Genomic DNA, 22,671 nt, shown 5'->3' on the forward strand with positions numbered 1-22,671 from the left:
ACTTAATAATTAGTCTTTATGATTCATATATAGTCCCCAGACCCTTTTTGGTACTAACGATGAAACGAAAAATTATTTTTGCTACTGCTATGCAGCTTATCGATTCTTTAGAAATACTTAAAGCTCAGATAGCAGGAAAAAAGGAACCAGAAGAAAGTCTTTTAGCCTATGTTAGCGATTTATTCATAGATCTCCAAAAAAATCTCTCCTCGGTTGCAAGCCCACCTTTAGACTTGGAAGCTTCCACGCAATTGATGACCTTCAGTGAAAAAATGAAGACGTTATTGTCTGAGCAGACGATTGAGCAAGCAGTTGGCAATATTAAAAAAATCCTTGGCTCGTTGAAATTAGAAGTACCTGACATGCTCTTTTTATTAACAGCCCCCTTTGATGAAGAAGCAAAAACAGGGGATGGACAATATGCCAAATCATTGGTCGAGGGCTTTAGCCAATATGGCAGCCAAACGGAATGTATCTGGTTAAAACAGAAGGATAAACATTATAACCTTGTTGCTCCAGAGGGAGTAAAACCAATACCTGCCGATACCGTTCCCAGTGTTTATGTCTTGCAGCCCGTAGCCAATGGACAAACGGTAATCAGCGGTTATCAATATCTGACCAAGGAAGCGCGAAAGATAGCAGAAGAGAGGATTAAAGGTAACGTCACCTTGAGAACACCGCAAGTAATACAAGATGCACGAGGTAACTTAGAATTAATTGCTTACCGAAATACCAATGAGATTACAAGAATACTTGAGGAAAAAGACATACAGGCACATATTGATGCCGTCGTCAAACAGCGGGAAGAGGCAGAAACAGAATATTCTGTAGCCGACAAGGAATTATCTGACCTGAGTGAAACAAAAGTAATTTATAACAAGTTGTCCTTATGGAAATCAAAGCTCGCCAGGTTACTCAATGAAAAGGAGCGAGACACTCAGAAAATATCCAGCACACTGAAAAAACTGAACCAATGCTTATCAACCAATGGAATTGCCGAGCCTGTTGCTTACCAGGATTTTATTAATCATCGAGCGCCCCTGCAATTGCTGATTAAGATTATTAAGCCCGGTGAAGACCTGTTAAAAGGAACCGAACAAAAACTGCTGCAAGCCAAAGAAAAACTAAAAGCATTTGATCTGGCCCTGGAGCTGTTAAATAACCTGAAGCAGCAGTTTGAACCTTCTTCATACGATGAAGAAAAATTAATATCCATTATTAATCAACTTTCCGGAATAAGCGACAGTTATTATGATATTGAAAATCAAGCGGTTGGCAAATTTACTGCTCGTAAGCCTGCCACAGCCCAACAATTCTATAAAGTACTTGAAATTGCAAGACAAGATCCAGATAGAAAAATAATTATTGCTCAGCTAATTCAGACGATGTCAGACCTTGGCAAAGATAAGCAATGTGGCATTGATATCCACATCCGCCCACCAGATACCGGGGCTTTCATCATGCCAGAGGATATCGTTTTGTTTAAGGAAAACGGGCTGACTGTTAATATCACCGTTCATGAATATAAACAAAACTACACCAGGCCTCATTTGCAGAAAATGACGCATGACTTACTCAGAGAAGCAGATACGGTGTTATTTTTTAATGAAAAAGATAAAAATAACGCAGTCAAAGCCTCTCTCTGTGGCGACCTGGATCATTCCCGCAAATCTGAAAGAAACTGGCCGATTGAAACCTATGACTTACAAAGCAAAGCAGGATTAACCGTCGCTTCACAGGTACTGAGCGGCAAGCCCATGCGACCAGAATTGATAATCCAAAAAGAGCCTAACATCTTAAGTTTTGGAACAATACGCCCAGGCAAAGGGTTTGAAGAAGCATTAAGTATCGCTAAAGCAATTAAGGTGCAGGAGCAAAGTATAAAGAAAACCCTGACTCATCCGCCCAAAGTCCTTGTTGCAGGCGATCCTCAATACAATGAATTAATGCAACAGCTCTTTATCGAACGCTATGGAAAAGAGCTTGTAAGCGGGTATCAACAACTCTCCCCCTGCTCTTTTCTCTCTCAGCAAAGTAAGGAAAAGAGACAATATTGGCAGACTGCCAAAAGGGTTCTGGAGGAAAAAATTAAACAAGAAGGATTGGAGTTAAATAATCCCTACCTGGAAATTTACCCCTGGTGCGAACCAAGTGAATTAGCTGAATTAAAAAACAGGAGTAAATACGTATGCCGTATGGATGACATGGGGATGCGAAATAACGGCTCTGCCATCATAAGTGTTCTCGATGTGGGGGTTGTATACACCAAATGGGGTTGCGTAACCGGTAAAGAGTACTACCCTGTCGAGACGAGCAAGTACCCTAAAGGAAGCCATGGAGATGCTGTTGATTTGGGAGAGAAGAAGTATGGTCTGCATCACGGCAAGAAAATCTGGAATTCTAAAGAAAAAATTGAGTCGGATTACAAGCGTCGAGGGCTTGCTCGAGACCCCGTTAAGGATATCCTTACCTCCATCCTTGGAAGAGAGCTGGATCAGCAGTCACATGCTGACACCCCTGCTGCCTCTAAAAATTATCAGACAGTGGTTGCTGCCCAGCAGTTGCTAACCGCTAGATTCACTTTGCAAAATGGGGTACGTAATCTCCAGCAAGCGTTTATCCAGGCAGTCGAAACACACAAAGTCCTATCGCCTCATCCTGAAGAAGCTGTGCTGGAAAAAAGCAGCAATGTAGAAGATGAAGGAACAATGATAGCGCCAGAAGAAACTGCCGCAGAGAAGGTAATTGTTAAAGAAGAGCGCAAAAAATCAAGTACTGAGCGATATAAAAACCTGGGAGCTTATGCTAAAAAAATGATGTTCCTTGCCCACCAGGAAAATAGCGAATTGCTGAAAAAGACATTAGTAAAACATGCAAACGAAGAAGAAAAGCAACAATCAACCAGCGAGAGTACTATCAAAAAGCCTATACTGATAGAAGGGCCATAACCTCCGTGATATCTGCGTGCTATCTTGAAACAATTGATGAAGGTTAGTCTGTCTTCAAGATGGCCGCATTTTTATACAGGATTTAAGAAGGAACAGAATTGGATAACGAGGACTTCATGGATAAAACATTATTTCCCAGAAAAGCTAATAAATTGGATGTCTTGCTGCGTAATGCGAATTTGGGGGCGCCTACTGCCCTCAATCAAGTTCATGCCTATCTTGAGGGCTTTGATCTTGACGAACTGATTTTATTATTGGCAGAAAATAAAGAATTACTGACTCGATTAATGGATGACCGCTATAAAGCATTCTGGGATGGTGAGTTACAGAGTGTTGGCCTGGATGACGAAACAGGTTTTAGATTTCAAATACCTCAGTTCATGTCTTCTCTTGGCTATTTGCTTGGTTATTTTCATTTTCTTGAGTTGCTGGAGGAGTCTGCAGAGACTAAGGCAAACTGCGATGCATTCTTTGTCCTTGCCCAGGAATGGCATTCTTATCATGCCCTGAATATGGGCTTCCAACAGCTGATTACAACCATACTTAAGGAAAAACTGACAGGAGACCAGCCCGATTATTTAACTATCCTGCAAGGTGAAACACCCTACCATGGAACGCCAGGCTATTTATTGATAGCCAATTATTTTTATTATTTATCCCAAGCGATGAAAACGGAAGCCTATAAAATCAAAAACATGGAACAGCAGCAGGACATGCTGCTTCAGTCTGACAACTTTTTACTAGAGGCACTATCCTACCTAGAGGTAGCAGAGTTGCTAGAGCATGATTCTCAAAGTGAAATCCATAATGCATACTTTGGTGAGTCATTAGGGGCATCCAATCCTTTGGGGATAGACTCTATTGCCGAAATGAAACGGTTATTAAGGCGAGCTTATGGAAAAGAGATCCCAGCCAACGATTTAAAGCAAATAAAACAATTTGCCCAGACTACATCAGGAATTTTTAGAAAAATCCATCATGATGAAACTTTAGCCCGAGAGAAGGCCAGAAATAGTGATTCTGAGCAATATAACGAACCCCCTTTGTTAACTGCGGCAAGATTAAATGAACCAGAAGAGTTAAAGGATCTCCTTTTAGCGGGGGCGGATGTAAAAACCGTTGACCACAGAGGCAATACGGCATTGCACCTGGCTGTCATCTTGAATCACTCCAGTATTGTACAATACTTGCTTGAGCAAGATACTTCCCTGCTTGACATAAAAAACAAAGCTGGCGATAAGGCTATCGATTTGGCTGACAATCCTGAAATGAAAACACGATTATCATCATCGCTTAAGCGGTATTACTCCGAACACAATCGAAACCTATACTACAATACGGCTCCTCCCGTGCCCCCACCGCCGGAGACCCCTGCCGAACAAGACAGTACTACTTTTGGCTATTACAAAGGCAGAGGGGAGTTAGAATAGGATTTTTTGTGTGATCAGTATATAATGACAAATTCATGAACACACACTGCTTTGCTATTATTAGATAGTTCCGCTTTTAGTCCCAACACAGGTCATTTATGATTGAAAAAATTCGCAACATTGCCATTATTGCCCACGTCGATCATGGCAAAACTACCCTGGTCGATAAATTACTGCAACAAACCGGTACCTTAAACGAAAGGGCTCCTAAAGTGGAGCGGGTAATGGATTCCAATGCCCTGGAAAAAGAGCGCGGTATTACCATTCTGGCTAAAAATACCTGCGTACATTGGCAGGATTATCAGATTAACATCGTTGACACCCCGGGACATGCTGACTTTGGCGGCGAGGTAGAACGTATCTTATCCATGGTTGACAGCGTTTTATTATTAGTCGATGCGGTAGACGGTCCCATGCCCCAAACCCGCTTCGTTACTCAAAAAGCCTTTGCCCGTGGATTGAATCCCATTGTTGTCATCAACAAAATTGACCGCCCCGGGGCTAGGCCGCATTGGGTCATGGATCAGGTTTTTGATCTGTTTGATAACCTCGGAGCCACCGATAAGCAATTGGATTTCCCGGTAGTCTATGCTTCCGCCCTGAATGGTTATGCCAAGCTTGATTTGGAAGATGAAGCCAGTGATATGAGCGCCCTTTTACAAACAATTATCGAGCAGGTAGCACCTCCTGCCGTGGATGAAGAAGGCCCATTTCAGATGCAAATCAGCTCCCTGGATTACTCATCTTACGTTGGCACCATTGGTATTGGCCGAGTCACCCGCGGCCAGGTCAAGGCAAAATCGCCTGTAAAAATTATTGATAAGGAAGGAAACATCCGCAGTGGCCGTTTGTTGCAGTTGCTTGGCTTTAAAGGGCTGGAGCGCGTTGAAATAGAAGAAGCCAGAGCGGGCGATATCATTGCCATCACCGGGGTTGAGCAACTTAATATTTCCGACACTCTCTGTGATCCCAACCATGTTGAGGCATTGCCAGCCCTGACAGTAGACGAGCCGACCATCAGCATGATGTTTCAGGTCAATGATTCACCCTTTGCAGGCCAGGAAGGAAAATTTGTTACCAGCCGCAAGCTTAGAGAGCGGTTGCAAACCGAGTTACTGCACAATGTAGCCTTGCGGGTAGAAGATACCGAAGATCCTGATAAATTCAGGGTGTCCGGCCGAGGTGAATTACATATATCCATTTTAATTGAAAACATGCGCCGTGAAGGTTATGAGCTTGCCATCTGTAAGCCTGAGGTTATCATGCGCGAAGAAAATGGCGAGCAGCAAGAACCTTATGAACGGTTGACCGTTGATGTGGAAGAGAATCATCAGGGTACCATTATGGAAAAGCTCGGCGAGCGCCGTGGTGAGCTGCAGAATATGCTTCCTGATGGCAAAGGCCGGGTACGTCTGGATTATATTATTCCAACGCGCGGCTTGATTGGTTTCCATACCGAATTTTTATCCAGCACCTCAGGCACAGGGTTAATGTACCATGTTTATGATCATTATGGCCCAGCCTTTCGCGGACGTATTGGCAAGCGAAATAACGGCGTGCTGATTGCCAATTGCCAGGGGGCTGCACGGGCTTTTGCCCTGTTCAATTTACAGGAACGAGGCCGCTTGTTCATTGAACCACAAACGGTTTGTTATGAAGGGATGGTTGTCGGTATTCATGCACGGGATAATGATTTGGTTGTCAATGTCACCAAAGAGAAACAATTAACCAATATCAGGGCATCAGGCAGTGACGAGAACATCCTCCTTACACCGCCAATTAAATTCTCCCTCGAGCAGGCACTGGAATTTATTGATGATGACGAACTGGTAGAGGTTACACCACAATCCATTCGCATACGTAAAAAGGCATTAAAAGAACATGAGCGCAAACGAGCCTCCAGAGCAGCCAGCGAAGATTAAACATTAATATCGTAAAGAGCAGCTAATCAGCAAATGAAACAGAAATTCAAACGCGTTATTTTGTATGCACGCCAGCATCGCGCAAATCAGGGTGTTAACGAAAGTTTACACCGCTTGGTTGATTTCTTGCAGCAGGAGAAAGTAGACACCTTTTTAGATATTGATACCGCAACCTATTTTGATGTTGATTTACCAACCCTTGCCCGCAACGCCATGGGTAAAAAGCAGGATTTGATTGTGGTTGTCGGTGGAGATGGCAGCCTGCTTTCTGCCGCACGCATGGCAATTAAGGTCAACGTCCCGGTTATCGGTATCAACAGGGGCCGCCTTGGGTTCTTAACTGACATTTCACCCAACGATATAGAATCCTGTCTCAGTGCGGTTTTAGCAGGCCGGTACGAGGAAGAATTACGTTTCTTATTACATACCCGCATTCATGATGGAGAAACCATTTATTTTCAAGGCGATGCACTTAACGATGTCGTGCTGGGGCGTGGCAATGAAACCCATTTAATTGAGTTTGATGTCTTTATCAATCAGCGTTTTGTCAGCCGTTATCGCTCGGATGGCTTGATTCTGTCAACCCCAACCGGTTCAACAGCCTACGCCTTATCGGCGGGAGGCCCTATCATGCATCCGCAACTTAATGCCATCGTGCTGGTTCCGATGTTTTCCCATAGCCTGAGTTCAAGACCGCTGGTGGTTAGTGCCGAAGTAAAAATTGATCTGAAAATCAGTGAACGCAATGAAAGTGATCTGCGGATCAGTTGTGATGGCCATGAGTCCCGCCTGGTAAAACCAGGACAGCTGGTCTCTATTGAAAAAAATGCCCAGCAACTTCGCTTGCTTCATCCCAATGATTATCATTATTATGATACCTTAAGAATTAAGTTGGGCTGGGAATCAAAAAATCAGGACTAATCATGCTGACGACCTTGCGCATTGAGAATTTCGCTATTGTTAAGCAACTTGAACTGGATTTCTCCACCGGCATGACCGCCTTTACCGGGGAAACCGGAGCCGGCAAATCAATTATGATTGATGCGCTGATGCTTGCCTTAGGCAGCAGGGCTGATGCATCGGTGATTCGTCCTGGTGAAGAAAAATGCGATATTTGCGCCTGCTTTCAAATCGAGCCTCATTCTGAACCTGCTCAATGGCTGGTAGAAAATGATTTGCCTTATGAGGAAGGAACCATCCTCCTGCGTCGTGTTCTTTATGCTGAAGGGCGGTCAAAATCCTACATTAATGGCCAGCCTTTCCCGCTGCAAAAAATCAAGGAATTAAGCCAGATGCTGGTGCACATTCATGGCCAGCATCAACACCAAACCCTCATGCAACATACCAGCCACAGGGAACAGCTCGACCGTTATGCAGGACATTTTGAACTGCTTGAAGAAGTCAGCCAGGCCTATAAAAAATGTCAAAAAATCCGTCAGGAAATTGAATCGCTGCAACATCAGGAAGCAGGCAGCGATAAAATTCACTTATTGCAATTTCAAATCAATGAATTACTCGCTTTAAATTTACAGAAAAATGAAATGCAAAAACTGCATGAAGAACACCAGTTGCTCCATCATGCACACGATTATTTACAAAACACCCAGCAAATCAGTCAATTATTGAATGCAGAAGACCAGCCCAGTATCTGCCAGGGACTCAATGAGGTTTTACATTTGCTGCATAACCTTCCACAAGAACAGAAAGCTATCCAAACCTGCGGCGAATTAATTAATAATGCGCTCATTCAATGTGAAGAAGCCTTTGATGAAATTAGAAAATTTGCAGGACAAATACAGCTGGATCCGGAACGCCTTCAGGAAGTAGAATCCCGGCTCAGCACTTTGCACCAGGCAGGTCGTAAATACCATGTGGATGCCAATCATCTCCTGGAGCATGTCCTTGCTCTGGAGGAAGAACTAAAGTATCTGCAAGACGCCAAAGGTAAAATCACCAGCCTGGAACAAGAGTATACCTGCCAGCTGAAAGCCTTTGAACTGTCCTCAAAAAGACTCAGGGCATCAAGGCAATCACATGCAAAAAAATTAGCAGCAGCAATCAGCGCCTGTATTCAGCAACTTGGCATGCCCAAAGGGTATATTGAAATTGATATTATTCCTCTGGAGAAAATGCAGCCTCAGGGCCTGGATAAGGTTGAATATAAAGTTTGCACCAACCCTGGAATGATGCCTGAAGTATTAGCCAAAATTGTATCCGGCGGAGAACTCTCAAGGATTAGTCTGGCCATTCAAATGATTACAGCACAACGGGGCGCTACACCAACCCTGCTTTTTGATGAGGTGGATGTAGGCATTGGCGGTGCTACAGCAGCTCTGGTAGGACAACTATTACGGAAACTGGGCGAGCGCCTGCAGGTTTTTTGTGTAACCCATCAACCTCAGGTCGCCTCCTGCGCGCACCACCATTTTATTGTTGAAAAACATAGCGACAATAAGCAAACCTATTCACGCATCATAGCACTGGGCAACAATGAAAAAGTCGATGAAATTGCCCGTATGCTTGGCGGTTTAACCATCACCGAACAAACACGCTCCCATGCCAGGGAACTGCTGACTCAAAGTCATTAACCTGGCGAACGCATCCTTGATGAGCGCGGCGTAATCAAGGTTTATAGCCAGGATATTTCAAAATGCTATTTTTATACTATCCAACCACCCTATCAATGACAATTCAATAAATTACCATCAACTCATGCTTGTTGATTGGAGATAGGAACTATACTTTAAAATAAATCTGGAGATAAAGCAGGCTATTGCTCCTCATTCCAGGGAATGGGTTATTCTGAACTTGATTAGGATAAATTTATGATTGGATTAATACAAAAACTGCTAATTGAAATGATTTCTGATCTAAAGGGTCCGGAAACTGCGGATCAAGTCAAACTACTCGCTCAAATCTCTACTGACAAACAGTTTCAAATGAATAATGTCTACTCTGATGAAGAGTGGCAGCGTCTGTTTAAGGCGAGCCAGGACGTATTAAATTTAACCCAGGAACAGGTAGAAGAATTATATGCCGATTATTTTGGTAAAGACGTAGTCAAACGTTTTCCTACCTGGTTCCAGATGTCAAAAAACTCCTATGAGCTCTTATCAATACAACCAACCATTCATAATTGTTTTGCAACCAGCCTGGTTGATATAGAAAGACGCAAGGCCATTACCGATAAATTTCTTATTGAAAAATACCCCAATGAAATCATTACCCACTACCGCTCACCCAACAAGCTTTGTGGTTTATATAAAGGGCTGGCTCATTGGGTTATTAATTATTATAAGGATAAAGCATTAATAAAAGAAAACAAATGCCTGAAATCAGGAGATGATGAGTGTGAAATTCATATCCAGTGGACAAAGTTAAGGAATTAACATGCAGCCTCAGGTCTTATCTGAAATACAGCAATACATAGAGGACATCGCTAATCAGCTTTGTTTAGCGGTAAAAGGCGATTTTGATTTTACCATCAAAGTTCGTGCTGAAAATGAAAGCATTCAGAAATTGACGATGCTCATTAATTTTGTACTCGATAATGCCCGCCGCTCCATTGTCGAAATAGGTGAAAAAAATGCCAGTTTGATAGAACTTGGCCAATTAAAATCTGATTTTATCGCCAATATCAGCCATGAGCTAAGGACACCCCTGACCTTAATTCTAGGTCCGCTTAAAACTATCCTGGAGGATCCTCAATCCCTTCCTGATGAACTCAGAGAAAATCTGTTCAGGATACAGCGCAATGCAGCAAGACTTTATATCCTGGTTAATAATATCCTTGACTCTTCAAAACTGGAAGCAGGCAAGTTTGGTATCCAGGAAGAACCTATCAACTTAAATGAACTGATCGTTCAACTGGTTGATGACATGAAGGATCTGGCGGAAAAGCGCCAAATTAAATTGCAATTTATTGCCGAACAGGAAATTAACAATATTCTTCTGGACAAGCAGATCATTGAAAAAATCATATTGAACTTGCTTTCCAATGCGCTGAAATTTACTCCCGTTGGCGGCTCTATCATTGTGAAGTTAAACAAACAAGGGGAGCGAATTAATTTAATGGTTTCTGACACAGGCACAGGCATCCCTAAAGCCCAACTCCCAATAATATTTGAGCGCTTCCGCCAGGTTGATTCATCCATTACACGTGTCCATGAAGGCACAGGAATCGGGTTGGCGGTTGTTAAACAACTTGTCGAGCTTATGCAGGGAAACATCTCTGTCGACAGTGAACCAGGCGAAGGAACCACTTTCATTATTGACTTACCAGCTCATTTCAGCTTCCAGCCACTCCCTGAAACAACCAGACCAACAGATACTGCTGCCGTACGGTTATTTAAGGCCGGTTTCTCACGCAACCAGGAAAGCAACCCAATAGCATCCCTGCAGCCGAAATCAAATCGTCCGCTGGTTGTTATCGCCGATGACAATTATGATATTCAGGCTTACATTATTTCACTGCTTAAAGATAAATTTGAAGTGATTACCACAGATAACGGCCAGCTCGCCCTGGAAGCAATTCATCAATATCGACCCCAGGTTATCCTCTCCGACGTCATGATGCCTGTCATGGATGGATATCAACTGACCAAAACGCTGAAAGCTAATCCTGACACACGTAATATCCCTGTTATCCTGATTACAGCAAAAGTTGGAAAGGAAGCCCTAATTTCCAACCTTGATGCCGGGGCTGATGATTATCTGGCAAAGCCTTTTACAGCAGAAGAGCTTATCGCCCGCACTTGCTCTGCCTATAATCATTATCAGGACTATTTAACCAACTGCAAGCTTAACTCACAGTTGGTAAGCATCGCAAGGCGCGCCGGTATGGCGGACATCGCTGCATCAACTTTACATAATATTGGTAATGTACTGAATAGTGTTCATGTCACTCTGGATGTTCTTAAGGAAAGCACCGGTCAAGCTTATCCAGATCATCTCACGGCAGTTTCTTCCATGATTAAAGATCACCAGGATAATCTCGCCTCCTATTTTAGGGATGATCCAAAAGGCAAGATATTGCCAGACTATCTTCTTGCCCTGGGTAAAAAAATTTCTGATGAATACACAAAAATAACTAAAGAAATCAAATACCTGCATGAGCAGATAGCACATATGGAAGACATCGTTGCCATGCAGAAAACCATCAGCGGCATGCCTGAAGTCATCGAAAAATTCTTTCTTGCTGACATTATCAATAATGCAATTGCAGTCTGTAGAAGCTCGCTTGATAAGGTAAATATTCATATCGAGCAAGAGGTCCAGGATAATTTGTTTATTATGACTGATAAAACAAAATTACTGCAGATTCTTATTAACTTAATCCAGAACGCAAGCGATGCCCTGATTGCTTTGGAAGGCTCCATTTCCCGCAAACTTATCCGGATCATTGTAAAGAATCATCTTCCAACAAAAACGGTGTCAATCATCGTTCAAGATAACGGTATCGGTATTGATGAAGAATACCACAATAAAATTTTTAACTTTGGTTTTACAACCAAAACACATGGACATGGATTTGGCTTACATACAAGTGCACTGGCGGCAAAAGAATTGGGGGGCGCTTTGAGAATGAAAAGTAAGGGGCCTGGTCATGGAGCAGAATTTATTTTGACAATTCCTTTAAAACAGGTAAAACGGAGACGTTTAGATGACAGTTATGAACAGCGTGAAAATTCTCATTATTGATGATAACCCTGCCATTCATTCAGACTTCATCAAGATACTGACAAAGTCGAAAAATTCCTCCGAAGATAAAGCCTTAATGGACTATGAGCAACAGGTATTCGGTAAAAAAAGCGCCCCTGATGCCAGTTTACCCCGATTTGAATTAATTACAGCGACTCAAGGCCAGGAGGGCGTGAGCAAAATTGCCCAGGCCATTAAAGACAATGACCCCTATGCTCTGGCTTTTGTCGACATTCGGATGCCTCCAGGCTGGGATGGCATCGAAACAACGAAAAGAATATGGGAAATTGACCCCAACATCCAGATTGTACTGTGTACGGCATACTCTGATTATACCTGGGAAGAAACCATCCAACATTTGGGACCACGGGAAAATCTGCTTATATTGAAGAAGCCTTTCGATAGTATTGCCGTACGTCAATTATCCTGTGCGCTTACAAAAAAATGGCAATTACTTCAAGAATCACGCGACTATACCAGCTTGCTGGAAAAGCAGGTGAAGGAACGTACCAAATCATTACAGGAATCACTTTCAATTACCAGAGGAACCCTTGAATCCTCCGCTGATGGTATCCTGGTCATGAACACCTGCAATGAACTGATTGATTATAATAAGAATCTGGTGAAAATATTTCATATTTCCAGAGCGTTGATGGAGACCAAAGATGCCAGGTTGCTACTGGAGTATATCACCGAAAAACTGGAATCACCGGCAGCCTTTCTGGCACTGACAGAAAAACTGCTTACTTCAAAAAATAGCAGCAAGACGACAATACTGAAATGCAAGGATCGCCGGGTTCTTGAAATTTATACTCAGCCTTACAAACTCCGCGATAAAGTTTCGGGACGCATATGGTGCTTTCGTGATATCACCAAACGGGCTTTACTGGAAGAGCAGCTGCAATATCAGGCAACCCATGATTCACTGACCCAATTGCCAAACCGCATTCTCCTGACTGATAGATTATTGCAATTAATCTCTCATTCCAAACGTAATAATTCAATGTTTTGTCTTTTGTTTTTTGATTTAGATCGGTTTAAATTAATAAATGACAGTTTCAGCCACATTGCCGGTGATAAATTACTACAGGATGTTGTATCAAGAATTCAACAGGTAATGCGGGAAGAAGACACGCTGGCAAGGCTCGGCGGCGATGAATTTGTAGCCGTCTTAAAATCACTGGAAGACGAAACGCACGCGGGGAAAATAGCTGGAAAATTATTAGATGTTTTTGCCACTCCCTTTGATATATGCACTCATCAAATTCTGATTACGGCAAGTGTTGGTATCGCCACTTTTCCCCATGATGGTCAAACCATCAATGAATTATTGCGTAATGCAGATATTGCCATGTACCGAGCCAAGGAGCAGGGGGGGAATCAGTTTCAATTTTATACTCACAGCCTCGGCAAAAAAAGTGCCGATCGGTTAGAGTTAGAAGCCGAACTATATCAAGCCATTGAAAAAAAAGAATTCTTTTTATATTACCAACCACAGCTTGCCCTGGGAGCTCAAAAATTAGTTTCTGCAGAAGCCCTGATTCGTTGGCAGCATCCACAAAAAGGAGTCATTCCGCCAGTTAACTTCATCCCCTTGGCAGAGGAGACAGGGCTTATCTTTCCGATTGGTGAATGGGTCATAACAGAAGCCTGCAGGCAAAATAAACGTTGGCAGGACTTAGGATTACCCAAAATCCGCGTTGCAGTCAATGTGGCAACCAAGCAGCTCAAACATCCCAATTTTAGCAACGTAGTAGCCAGAATACTAAAAGAGACAGGTCTGGAAGCCAAATATCTTGAAATAGAAATGACAGAAAATATTATTCTCACCAGTGGGGAAGCTGGAAAAATATTCAGCGACTTAAAAAAACTGGGGGTTCATCTTGCGTTAGATAATTTTGGCTCTGGTTATACTATGCTAAACCATCTTAAATTTTTCCCCATTGATAGAGTAAAAATCGACCCCTGCTATATTAACAATATTTGCTTAAACAAAGCAGATGAAGTCATTATCCGGTCAATTATTAATCTGGCTCAAAATCTTAACCTGGAAATTGTCGCAGAAGGCGTAGAATCCAAAGAGCAAATTGATTTTCTGGAATCGAACAAATGTACTGAGGCACAAGGCTTTTATTTTTGTGAGCCCTTAGCTTCTCATGAGTTTGAAAAGTTGTTACAAAAAACTGATAACCCCTCAGTCTGAAACAACTTGCAGGTTAAGGTCTGTCTTCGTTAATTGCTGTCAACATTTCTTTTGCCAGGCGCTTGTAGACGTTCTCATAATCTATCGATGAGGATTCACCCTCATTTGGATAAAGCACGTAATCATCTGAACTGTCCTTTTCATAGACCAGATAATCGTATTTATGATTGGAATTTATCTGAATAATTATACCAAGCTTATTGCCATTACCGGATTTAAACCAGCTAATTTCCTTAGCATTAAAAATTTCCGGGATCAAGGCTAATGCTAAAAATTCATCACGCGTGATTTTTATCATTTTAATCCTTTAATATAGATCTATTGGTATAAAAAATAGTAACCCTTTGCTCTGGCGAGTAAAAAAAGAATAGGAAATAATTGACCTTTTTGCAAACTTATAATTCTTACCCGAAAAAACTTAAGATGAGCTATAGTATTAATAAAGAATCTGAAAACCGGATAAATTCTAATGTATATATCGAAAGGGAGCAGCAACAGACACTGTTATAATTATAAGGGCTTTAAAGTGAGCTACAAGATAGAGTCATCAGGGGGAGCTCGTCTATATAAAGCAGATGGTTCTGTAGTCGCCAGAGAAAGTAAACATTCTTCGCTGCAAAAATTTCATACGGAACACCCTACTAAAGAAGGGGCAAAAAATGAAATAAAAAAATTGCTCGAAGATTATATTGACTTTGAATGGCAAGAATTTTATGAAATGCAAAAAAATCAGGATAATTAGATATCTCAAAGCATTTTATTCCTGCTCACGGGGCAAAGTATAATTTGCCCCGAGCGGCCTACGGCCTATCTGCTATAAGCGGTAGTGATCTGTCAATGCCAGCTATTTGCGGATAAACGCCGCTAAAATAATTAACCCGACACCACTGGCTAAAAGCAGCGAGGACAGCGGTCTTTGCCGAACTTTCTGCACAACCAATCCTGAATATTCCTTCAGATTATCTCCGGTAGCAACCATTTTATCTTTTCCCCCATGATATAGTTCATTGACCAGTTTTTTACTTTCTTGTAATAATTCACCAGCCTTTTCTTTTAGGTGGGAGTTGCTGCTGACTTTAGTCTCCATTTTTTGCTCCTTCAATTCGTCGGTGACAGAACCCTGTCTTATCCTTCAGTATAGCAAACCGGCAATATTACCCCTGAAACAATAAAGAGGTTGAATGAAAGAATAGACCTGTTAATCTAATGATTAGCCACCTTTCTTAAAGATATTATGAATTATTGCACACTATTTTTATTTTTAATCTGCCTCTCTCCCTGCTTCGCTCACCAAGGAAATCAAGCCTATAGCGACTATTGCCTGCAAGCAGGGGGGAAGGCCGAGAAAATGCCATCGCAGTTTGATACTCACTCAGGCCATGTCTACGGTAATCAAAAAATCTTTTGTACATTTCAAATCGATCAGGGTTTCATTGCGATTGGTTTGGCCTCCTTTGCTTCCAAAACGCCGAATATTGCCGCTACCCTGATAAAGAAATTACCGCCAATCCCCCCAGATTCCCCCTTATTCAATGGGTCCTATTCCAATCCGGCACTCAACTTTTGCAAAAATCTTGGCGGCTCCAACATTGCTTTCTTTGCAAATGGTGGTTTTGCCAATGAGTTGGGAGAAACTGATATCTGTGTATTTGGCGATGGCTCGATGGTTAGTGGGTGGTCTCTGATCTATATCGCCAATAACCGCCCCGGCTATGATATAGTAAGGGAAAAAACAAGGGCAGAGTCTTTGGATATCGACATTCCTGCCTGATAGATAAAAAATTTATTGGAATTACAGAAAAGCCAAGCTGGCTTGGTTGTTTTTTAAATTAATTAAAGCTCAGAGAAAGATCATTTATTGCTTATTATATTCATAAACTGTAAAATAAGCACATATTGATTATTTTTCAACCTCATGCATTTATTTAATAACTTTCCAAGTCCAAACTTATTCTCTCATAGACATTTTCATATGTCTTATTCCCTATTGCCACCCATTAGAAAATTCATATCCTATTCGGTTAATCAGGAACGGTTGAATGTTGTGAGTATCGCTTGTGGTATTGCCCTGGAAGTATCCACTTTCGAGCTGCTGGCTCGCTCCACAGGCATCAAAGTTAATTACCTTGGCTGCGATATAAGTAAAAGCAATTTACGCTTTAATGTCCATGATTTGCAAAAAAAATCACCTAATGTCAAGCAAACTTATCTCTATGCTGATGTCGCTAACTCTCCTCCAGTAGCCGCTATAGCGGATGCTCATTGCATTATGTGGCGTCATCCAGAATTTTTAAGTGATCATACGGAAACATCAAAAACGTTAATTCTAGACATGTGCCAGATTTTATGGAATATTCTGCTAACCAAAAATGACCAAGCCCCCCTATTAATCACTTGTTATGATCCTCATGAAATGAGGCTTGTTTTAGAACTTGTTCAACTGCTCTGTGCAGAGGAAATACAATATGAGTTGAACATTGATAATCAGGTTGGCCGAGCATCCTGGAAAAACCCAACGATAGATTCCCAAGATCGGGATCCCTTATTCAATTTAAATCATCATGACCAATGCCAATTGTTGATCACAAAATGCCGCCACAAAAAGCTTACCGCCAATCGGGAGCTATTTTTGAGCATACTATCAAAAGCTTTCCAGAACATACTGCCAGAAATAGCAAATAGCCAGGCAGATAAATTATCTATTATTTTAAAGAAGCTGGGCAACCCTAGTCCTGATGCATTGAGAGAAGCAGTCTCCTATCTCAATGATCAAATAAGGGAGGATAGCAATCCGTTTACTAAACGGGAGCAATTACTCTCTTTGCTTAGCGAAGATCATCAACAACCAGATAATTCCCAAAAATCAACTTGTTCATGAGGGAAACGAAGGCACATCCCTAATTGAGTTTTTCGGCTGCCAAGGCGATTGACTAGCACCGCAAAATCACCCGCTTTTCGCTTCAGAAATTAACGTCCCTTGAGATGGTCCCGCTTTCACAGAGGAAAGCAGGACCAACGAACGGGCAGCGACTAATGGCGTGCGCGATGTGGCAGAGCGCCATAATATTTATGTATTGATGCACCCCAGGTCGGACTGGACATGTCAGGCCAATGCTCTTTATCAAAACCCGGAGAGTTTTTCAATGTTTCCTTATCTACTGATATTACGAAACAATCATTTTTATCATCATAACTAAAAATACTCCAGGGCATAGCAAATAGCTTGTCTCCCATTCCTAAAAAGCCACCAAATGACAAGACAACATAGGCAACATGCCCTTCCAGTTTGTCAAGCATAAGCGCCTCTATTTTCCCCAGATTCTCACCTTGTGAATTCTTCACATCCACACCGATAACATTATCAGCATTAACAATTTGACGAGTCATTTTTTTATCCTCCTTGCAAGGCCAAACAGCCATTAATCCGCATTTGTATCAGCTGTGTTGGCGTTATTGGCAGTTGAATCAGCAGAGAGTTCCATCCTGTCATTTACTTTTTTTACACCCTTAACTGATTTAACCACATCCAAAATAGCTTGCCTTTCCTGGGCAGAAGCAACTGTTCCGGATAAATAAACCTCCCCATTTTTAGTCTCAACTCCGATACTCCATGAGGGAATATCTTTTCCCATAATGTCTGCCTGGATGAGCGAGCCTTTAACTTTGGCAGTCAAAAAAGTATCTTCCAATGGCTTTTGACTATCCTTTACAGTCAACTTATCAACATTGACATCACCAATGCCGTGGATAGATTCAGTTAATGTAACCACCTGTTCATAATCCGTATCGGAGTCTAATTGTCCTGAAAGATAAACTATTCCATTTTTTACACTAATACTCACCCTATCCTTATAAGGAACCAAGGCTCCTTGCACGGCGGCAAGCATCGCAGAATCGCTTAATTGCATTGTAGCCGTATGAGGGGTACCCATCGGGTGATGCCCCATGGTGTTATTGTCAGTTTGAGTATTATTTGCAGGTGTCGTCGTGGTTACCGTCGGTTGTTGGGTCGTTGTATTACCATTTGCTGCAAATGCACCGCAAGTCAAACTACCGCATACAATAACCGCCGCAGCCTTTAATCGCATCATTCTGTCCATGATATCCCTTCCCTTTATTCGTCCAAGTTAATTGCTAAAGTTCACACCACTAAAATGGCAATGTTACTTTTAGAGCTACTCAGGATTTTATAACAGCACAACAGGCAGGATTAATGATTAGGTTTCCACTTCCACGTATTTAATTGCAAAGACCAAATGCCATACTGCTGTAACAATCCCTAAAAGCAATACTTTCATCAACTCAATCATTAATCCTTTTTTATGATTGCTTGCTCAATGGTCTTTTTTTAAGCATAGACGGCAAGTACGAAGACTGCAAAGACCTACCCTGAAATTAGGAACATTGATTGATCCTTATTCCTCAGTAGATCTTTCCTATAATTAATATGGATAAACAGTAATTAGCAGGAAATAATAATGGCACGACCAATATGGAAAGGTTATATCTCTTTTGGTCTTGTAGCAATTCCAATCGGCCTCCACACCGTTGAGAAGAAAAACGAGCTGCATTTCCATCTTCTTGACTCAAGAAACAAATCAAGAATTCACTACGAACGCATCAACAATGAAACAGGAGAGGAAGTGCCCTGGAATGAGGTTGTTAAAGCCTATGAAGTGAAGAAAGACAACTATGTCATTGTAAATGATGAAGACTTTGAACGAGCAGCACCAGAGTCCTTTAAATCAATCGATATCGAAGAATTTGTTAATATTAAGGAAATAGACCACCTTTACTTTGACCGCCCCTACTATGCAGTTCCCGACAGTGCAAACCTAAAAGCCTATGTGTTGTTAAGAGAGTCCCTTAAGAAAACCAAAAAAGCAGGTATTGCAAAGGTTGTTATCCGCACCAGACAATACCTGGCCGTTATTATCCCCTATGATGAAGCACTTGTTTTAAATCTAATCCGGTTCCGGCAGGAAATGAAGAGCACCAAAGAGTTTGACTTGCCCAGAGGTGATTTAAAGCAATACCGTATCAATGAACGTGAAATGGAGATGGCTGTTGCCCTTATCAATGACATGACAAACACATGGGAACCTGAAAAATACCATGATGAATATCGTCAAGCGTTAATGAAATGGATTGAAAGCAAGGCAAATAGCCAACGGGCAACGGCTAAAGAGCCTGAAGAAGCCCCTAAAAAGGCGGATGAGGTTATTGATTTTATGAGCTTATTAAAGAAAAGCCTCAAGAACAAAACAGCAAAAGACGCTTTAAAATCGAAAACAAAGGAAAAAAAATCTTAGGCTCTGTGAACCAATTTTTTTGCAGAGCGAAAATGTGGTGTTTTTCATATGACTAAAAACAATAAAACTGAATAAAATTAATAATTAATAGAAAACAACAAACCATTGTGTTCTATATTGCAACTATATGTTACAATTTAAAATCACCCGTATTTGGTCCTTTAGGTATGACTTACTTTATTTACGTGCCCACCAAAAAATCCGAAATGCCTTCAGATGAAAGGGTATGTTTGCATGACTGGCTTAAAGAAGAAAATCAAAAATCGGTTATTGTTAGTTATTATGGTGACCGAGGTTTAAAGGATATACCGAGCCATAGCAAAATTTATGTTTTTATGCATGGCACAGATGTCTCAGCCAATCCTTTTGCCAGAGGAATTGATCCTGAACTGGCCAGCTCATTTGAAAGCCTTTCTGGCCACTTGAAAATTACTGACGGAAAAAATGATATAACCATTACCAGTTTGGCAGACCGAATGATAGCGGACGGGCTTTTTGATAATCCGCGTAAATATCTACGCATAAAACTATTTCAGTGCGATCCTGTTAACAAAGCATCTATCCTTGCAAAAACTTTTCTAAATCGTATTACAAAGCATCCGCTTGCTAAAGACTCCACAATCAGAGTTGATTACTATCCGAATCATAACGTGACTATTCCCTATGGGTATAATGGAAAAAATAAACCTCATAAGTATGCGGAAAAGGAAAACGAATCAAACTCTGACGTTCGAGCCAGTCAAATCCGCCGTTCACTCTACTCGCCTGAATCCAAGCCCTTACTTACTATTGCAATAGCAGCTCAGGTTGCAAAAGCATACAATGAATATAAATCAGCTCGATTTTTTGGTTTATCCGGGAAATTGGGATTAAATGGTTTATTTTCCAGCGCTGAGAGTGCTGATGTAATTGCGAGGCTACAAAATAGAGAGACTCCCAATGAGGAGCGATATGCCCTTGCTCATCGCTTTGTCAATTTTTTTGGCAAGAATCAATTAGCCCGTTGTTTAAAACCCGTGGTGGATGAAGCTTATAAAAGCAATGAAACACAATGGAAGCCCTTATAAGGACTTCCGCTCGCTTTAAGTGTAACTTTGTTAAATTGAAATAGTTCCCATTTCAAATTTCGATGGAAGATTAAATTTCGCGAGCCGGGTGACACAGTTTGTTGAACTGAATAAAGATGTAACCACCGATGACATGATTTCTACGAACCGATTATAGCTGACAAGTTTCGGAAAATACGATTTCATCCATTTCCACGCATTTCGGTGCTAACATCTTGTTTCCTTACATGTGTGATTGACCAAAACCATTATAGATTCTTTTCGCTAGAGTCCAGGCCGCCTTCATATAGAGATTTAAAAATTCCAAATGATATTCAGTAAACAACCTAGACAATATGAAATTTAAGTGATATTTAAATCTTATTATTTACAATAAGTTAAACGGGACTAGGGTGTGTTTTTAAAGTTTTCAAACGATAAAAAATCTGATAAAAAGGCTCCATGCTAAAATGGAGTAACTGGATGTCCCGCTTTGTCATTGATGATGCTATGTGGAGAAAACTAGAGCAATTATTACCTTCCCCTAAAGGCCGTCATGGAGAAAATGACCGATTATTCATAGAAGCGGTTTGCTGGATAATCAGGACTGGAGCCCCTTGGAGAGATTTGCCCCCTGATTATGGAAAATGGCAAAGTGTTTATGGTCGCTATAATCGATGGGTTAAAAAAGGACATTTCAATGAGATACTTGAAATTTTAAAAAAAGATGGAGATCACGAATGGCACATGATGGATGGTAGCGTTATCCGAGCACATCAACATGCGGCCGGTGCTCAAGGAGGCCAAGAGAAACAAGCATTAGGCCGAAGCAAAGGTGGTTTTAGCTCAAAAATCCATTGTGGCTGAAACTTTAAAAACATGCCCTAGTGTCTCGTCAAGATTGAATTTTCGGGTTGGCGTCTGGGTTACGTTCAGATTTATGTGATTTTTTCCGAAAAAAGCACAGGACTAGCAGGGCTAATTCGAGCATTTTTTCGGAAAAAATCACGTAAAGATGAATGCAAGACAGGCGGTCATACCCGAAAATTCAATCTTGACGAGACACTAGGTTATTTGATACCCAGACTTAAGCGCAAGTTTTCATCTTCTTCTTTACTGTTTAATACCCAGTCGATATCATTATTTTCGACAGATGTCATCGATGTTCCTCCAAGCCGCCATTCGTAATGCTTTCGAAAAAATTCATTACGTGCTTTTTTATGTTTAGTAAGGAATTTAGGAGGTGGTGCATCATAACCAGCCAAAGGCTTAAGAGTCGTGAATGAGCGTTCTCTTACTGTATTAACATGCTCTTTAAAATGCTGGCGACTTATTCTGGAGATACGTTTGTCAGTTAAAGTATGTTTATTCGGCTGTATATTTTCGGTGTTTCTTTGCTTTTTCCATAAATAATAAATAAGAGGTGATATAGGTAATATAATAATGCTCAAAAATACTGCCACACCACCATGATGATACCATTTACGATTTCTGACTTGCTCTGCATATACAGATTCAATATTACGATAAACCCTTGCTTCTTCATTCGGACTTAGTGAAAGGGCTTTTCTTGCCAGCTGAGCCGCTGTTAGTTTGCGCTCTAAGGTTTTTTTAATTTGTAAAGCTGTAGTCGCTTTTTCTTCCAGCTGGGACACCAAATCGATTCCCTCAGGAGCGACTATAAATTGATCTGGAGAAGAAGCTGTAGTAAGCAATTCATTTATTTGAATGAACGAATTTTCAGCTCTGGCAAAGGCCCCCCACTTCTTATCTAGTTCAGCTGCCCCTACTCCAGGAAACATCGTTTCAATTAATAGATCGTGTTGCTTAATTTGTTTATTAATTTTTTTGATATATAAATCAAGAAGTCTGGCCATGTAGAACTTATCCAAACTCTTAGGCAACGCCTCTTGAATTGCTAATTGAACAGTGGAAGCTTCGTTTTGCAGAAATGAATCAAGAGTCTTTATATCAGTTGGAACTGCTAAGCTGGGCATTACCGTGTCTGTATCAACAAAATTTTGACAATTTTAAAATAGTAAAAAATAAAGTCAAGACTGTCGCAATTAATTACGCTCTAGGTAATTGTAGGAGTGACGTGGCTTAATTG

At 41.3% G+C, this 22,671-nt stretch carries 19 protein-coding genes; 14 read left to right on the forward strand and 5 right to left on the reverse strand.

The genetic code is table 11. The features are described from left to right. The first annotated feature begins 59 nt into the window (after positions 1–59). From E1O65_RS03120 to E1O65_RS03155, 8 genes are all read left to right on the forward strand, one after another. Positions 60–2,948: a hypothetical protein gene (locus tag E1O65_RS03120; protein ID WP_133132141.1), complete on the forward strand. Its 2,889-nt coding sequence runs from the start codon at positions 60–62 to the stop codon at positions 2,946–2,948. Positions 2,949–3,046: 98 nt separating this feature from the next. Then, a complete protein-coding gene (locus E1O65_RS03125; protein WP_165474886.1) occupies positions 3,047–4,378 on the forward strand; it encodes a DUF5630 domain-containing protein in 1,332 nt (443 codons plus the stop codon). A 98-nt stretch (positions 4,379–4,476) separates the two neighbouring features. After that, positions 4,477–6,300 (forward strand): translational GTPase TypA, encoded by a 1,824-nt coding sequence (gene typA, locus E1O65_RS03130; RefSeq protein WP_133132143.1) that lies wholly within the window; start codon positions 4,477–4,479, stop codon positions 6,298–6,300. Between the two features lie 33 nt (positions 6,301–6,333). Continuing rightward, complete coding sequence (locus tag E1O65_RS03135) at positions 6,334–7,221, forward strand: NAD(+) kinase (RefSeq protein ID WP_133132144.1); 888 nt, start codon at positions 6,334–6,336, stop codon at positions 7,219–7,221. A gap of 2 nt (positions 7,222–7,223) precedes the next feature. After that, the gene (recN, locus tag E1O65_RS03140) at positions 7,224–8,888 is read left to right on the forward strand and encodes a DNA repair protein RecN (protein WP_133132145.1); all 1,665 of its coding nucleotides are present in this window, start codon (positions 7,224–7,226) and stop codon (positions 8,886–8,888) included. Positions 8,889–9,125: 237 nt separating this feature from the next. Beyond that, entirely contained in the window at positions 9,126–9,689 is a 564-nt protein-coding gene (locus E1O65_RS03145) for a heme NO-binding domain-containing protein (protein ID WP_133132146.1), read from the forward strand. Position 9,690: 1 nt separating this feature from the next. After that, complete coding sequence (locus E1O65_RS03150) at positions 9,691–12,000, forward strand: ATP-binding protein (protein WP_133132147.1); 2,310 nt, start codon at positions 9,691–9,693, stop codon at positions 11,998–12,000. Beyond that, positions 11,963–14,203, forward strand: coding sequence for an EAL domain-containing protein (locus E1O65_RS03155; RefSeq protein WP_347400066.1), 2,241 nt, complete (start codon positions 11,963–11,965; stop codon positions 14,201–14,203). The genes E1O65_RS03150 and E1O65_RS03155 overlap by 38 nt, the downstream gene beginning before the upstream one ends. Before the next feature lie 13 nt (positions 14,204–14,216). Here E1O65_RS03155 and E1O65_RS03160 read toward each other — a convergent pair whose 3' ends face one another. Then, the gene (locus tag E1O65_RS03160; protein WP_133132148.1) at positions 14,217–14,501 is read right to left on the reverse strand and encodes a hypothetical protein; all 285 of its coding nucleotides are present in this window, start codon (positions 14,499–14,501) and stop codon (positions 14,217–14,219) included. A gap of 228 nt (positions 14,502–14,729) precedes the next feature. Here E1O65_RS03160 and E1O65_RS03165 point away from each other — a divergent pair, with 228 nt between their 5' ends. Beyond that, entirely contained in the window at positions 14,730–14,945 is a 216-nt protein-coding gene (locus E1O65_RS03165; RefSeq protein WP_133132149.1) for a hypothetical protein, read from the forward strand. Between the two features lie 102 nt (positions 14,946–15,047). Here E1O65_RS03165 and E1O65_RS03170 read toward each other — a convergent pair whose 3' ends face one another. Continuing rightward, entirely contained in the window at positions 15,048–15,290 is a 243-nt protein-coding gene (locus E1O65_RS03170) for a hypothetical protein (RefSeq protein ID WP_133132150.1), read from the reverse strand. Between the two features lie 147 nt (positions 15,291–15,437). On the opposite strand from E1O65_RS03170, the gene E1O65_RS03175 reads away from it, so the two are divergent. After that, positions 15,438–15,974 (forward strand): hypothetical protein, encoded by a 537-nt coding sequence (locus E1O65_RS03175; protein ID WP_133132151.1) that lies wholly within the window; start codon positions 15,438–15,440, stop codon positions 15,972–15,974. A 273-nt stretch (positions 15,975–16,247) separates the two neighbouring features. After that, a complete protein-coding gene (locus E1O65_RS03180; protein ID WP_133132152.1) occupies positions 16,248–17,081 on the forward strand; it encodes a hypothetical protein in 834 nt (277 codons plus the stop codon). Positions 17,082–17,233: 152 nt separating this feature from the next. Here the strand turns inward: E1O65_RS03180 and E1O65_RS03185 are convergent, their stop codons facing one another. Next, positions 17,234–17,590: a PRC-barrel domain-containing protein gene (locus E1O65_RS03185; RefSeq protein WP_133132153.1), complete on the reverse strand. Its 357-nt coding sequence runs from the start codon at positions 17,588–17,590 to the stop codon at positions 17,234–17,236. Between the two features lie 32 nt (positions 17,591–17,622). Next, positions 17,623–18,303: a BON domain-containing protein gene (locus tag E1O65_RS03190; protein WP_133132154.1), complete on the reverse strand. Its 681-nt coding sequence runs from the start codon at positions 18,301–18,303 to the stop codon at positions 17,623–17,625. Between the two features lie 378 nt (positions 18,304–18,681). Here E1O65_RS03190 and E1O65_RS03195 point away from each other — a divergent pair, with 378 nt between their 5' ends. The 3 genes from E1O65_RS03195 (at position 18,682) to E1O65_RS03205 (ending at position 21,428) form a co-directional block, all read left to right on the forward strand. Further along, the gene (locus tag E1O65_RS03195; RefSeq protein WP_133132155.1) at positions 18,682–19,515 is read left to right on the forward strand and encodes a Ku protein; all 834 of its coding nucleotides are present in this window, start codon (positions 18,682–18,684) and stop codon (positions 19,513–19,515) included. Between the two features lie 167 nt (positions 19,516–19,682). Next, positions 19,683–20,582: a hypothetical protein gene (locus E1O65_RS03200; protein WP_133132156.1), complete on the forward strand. Its 900-nt coding sequence runs from the start codon at positions 19,683–19,685 to the stop codon at positions 20,580–20,582. Positions 20,583–21,044: 462 nt separating this feature from the next. Beyond that, positions 21,045–21,428 (forward strand): IS5 family transposase, encoded by a 384-nt coding sequence (locus E1O65_RS03205; RefSeq protein ID WP_165474887.1) that lies wholly within the window; start codon positions 21,045–21,047, stop codon positions 21,426–21,428. 203 nt (positions 21,429–21,631) lie between these two features. Here the strand turns inward: E1O65_RS03205 and E1O65_RS03210 are convergent, their stop codons facing one another. Beyond that, positions 21,632–22,558, reverse strand: a complete 927-nt coding sequence (locus E1O65_RS03210; protein ID WP_133132158.1) for a hypothetical protein — start codon at positions 22,556–22,558, stop codon at positions 21,632–21,634. Positions 22,559–22,671: the final 113 nt, after the last annotated feature.

It is taken from the genome of Legionella sp. W10-070, from assembly GCF_900640175.1.
GTDB lineage: Bacteria > Pseudomonadota > Gammaproteobacteria > Legionellales > Legionellaceae > Tatlockia.

What these genes read in the sequence shown, in the direction of transcription:
- E1O65_RS03205 (WP_165474887.1), top strand. Translation starts at nt 21,045, where the DNA reads ATGTCCCGCTTTGTCATTGATGATGCTATGTGGAGAAAACTAGAGCAA.
- E1O65_RS03185 (WP_133132153.1), bottom strand. Translation starts at nt 17,590, where the DNA reads ATGACTCGTCAAATTGTTAATGCTGATAATGTTATCGGTGTGGATGTG.
- E1O65_RS03160 (WP_133132148.1), bottom strand. Translation starts at nt 14,501, where the DNA reads ATGATAAAAATCACGCGTGATGAATTTTTAGCATTAGCCTTGATCCCG.
- E1O65_RS03200 (WP_133132156.1), top strand. Translation starts at nt 19,683, where the DNA reads ATGACTTACTTTATTTACGTGCCCACCAAAAAATCCGAAATGCCTTCA.
- E1O65_RS03190 (WP_133132154.1), bottom strand. Translation starts at nt 18,303, where the DNA reads ATGGACAGAATGATGCGATTAAAGGCTGCGGCGGTTATTGTATGCGGT.
- E1O65_RS03155 (WP_347400066.1), top strand. Translation starts at nt 11,963, where the DNA reads ATGACAGTTATGAACAGCGTGAAAATTCTCATTATTGATGATAACCCT.
- E1O65_RS03145 (WP_133132146.1), top strand. Translation starts at nt 9,126, where the DNA reads ATGATTGGATTAATACAAAAACTGCTAATTGAAATGATTTCTGATCTA.
- E1O65_RS03135 (WP_133132144.1), top strand. Translation starts at nt 6,334, where the DNA reads ATGAAACAGAAATTCAAACGCGTTATTTTGTATGCACGCCAGCATCGC.
- E1O65_RS03170 (WP_133132150.1), bottom strand. Translation starts at nt 15,290, where the DNA reads ATGGAGACTAAAGTCAGCAGCAACTCCCACCTAAAAGAAAAGGCTGGT.
- E1O65_RS03175 (WP_133132151.1), top strand. Translation starts at nt 15,438, where the DNA reads ATGAATTATTGCACACTATTTTTATTTTTAATCTGCCTCTCTCCCTGC.
- E1O65_RS03150 (WP_133132147.1), top strand. Translation starts at nt 9,691, where the DNA reads ATGCAGCCTCAGGTCTTATCTGAAATACAGCAATACATAGAGGACATC.
- E1O65_RS03195 (WP_133132155.1), top strand. Translation starts at nt 18,682, where the DNA reads ATGGCACGACCAATATGGAAAGGTTATATCTCTTTTGGTCTTGTAGCA.
- recN (WP_133132145.1), top strand. Translation starts at nt 7,224, where the DNA reads ATGCTGACGACCTTGCGCATTGAGAATTTCGCTATTGTTAAGCAACTT.
- E1O65_RS03120 (WP_133132141.1), top strand. Translation starts at nt 60, where the DNA reads ATGAAACGAAAAATTATTTTTGCTACTGCTATGCAGCTTATCGATTCT.
- E1O65_RS03210 (WP_133132158.1), bottom strand. Translation starts at nt 22,558, where the DNA reads ATGCCCAGCTTAGCAGTTCCAACTGATATAAAGACTCTTGATTCATTT.
- typA (WP_133132143.1), top strand. Translation starts at nt 4,477, where the DNA reads ATGATTGAAAAAATTCGCAACATTGCCATTATTGCCCACGTCGATCAT.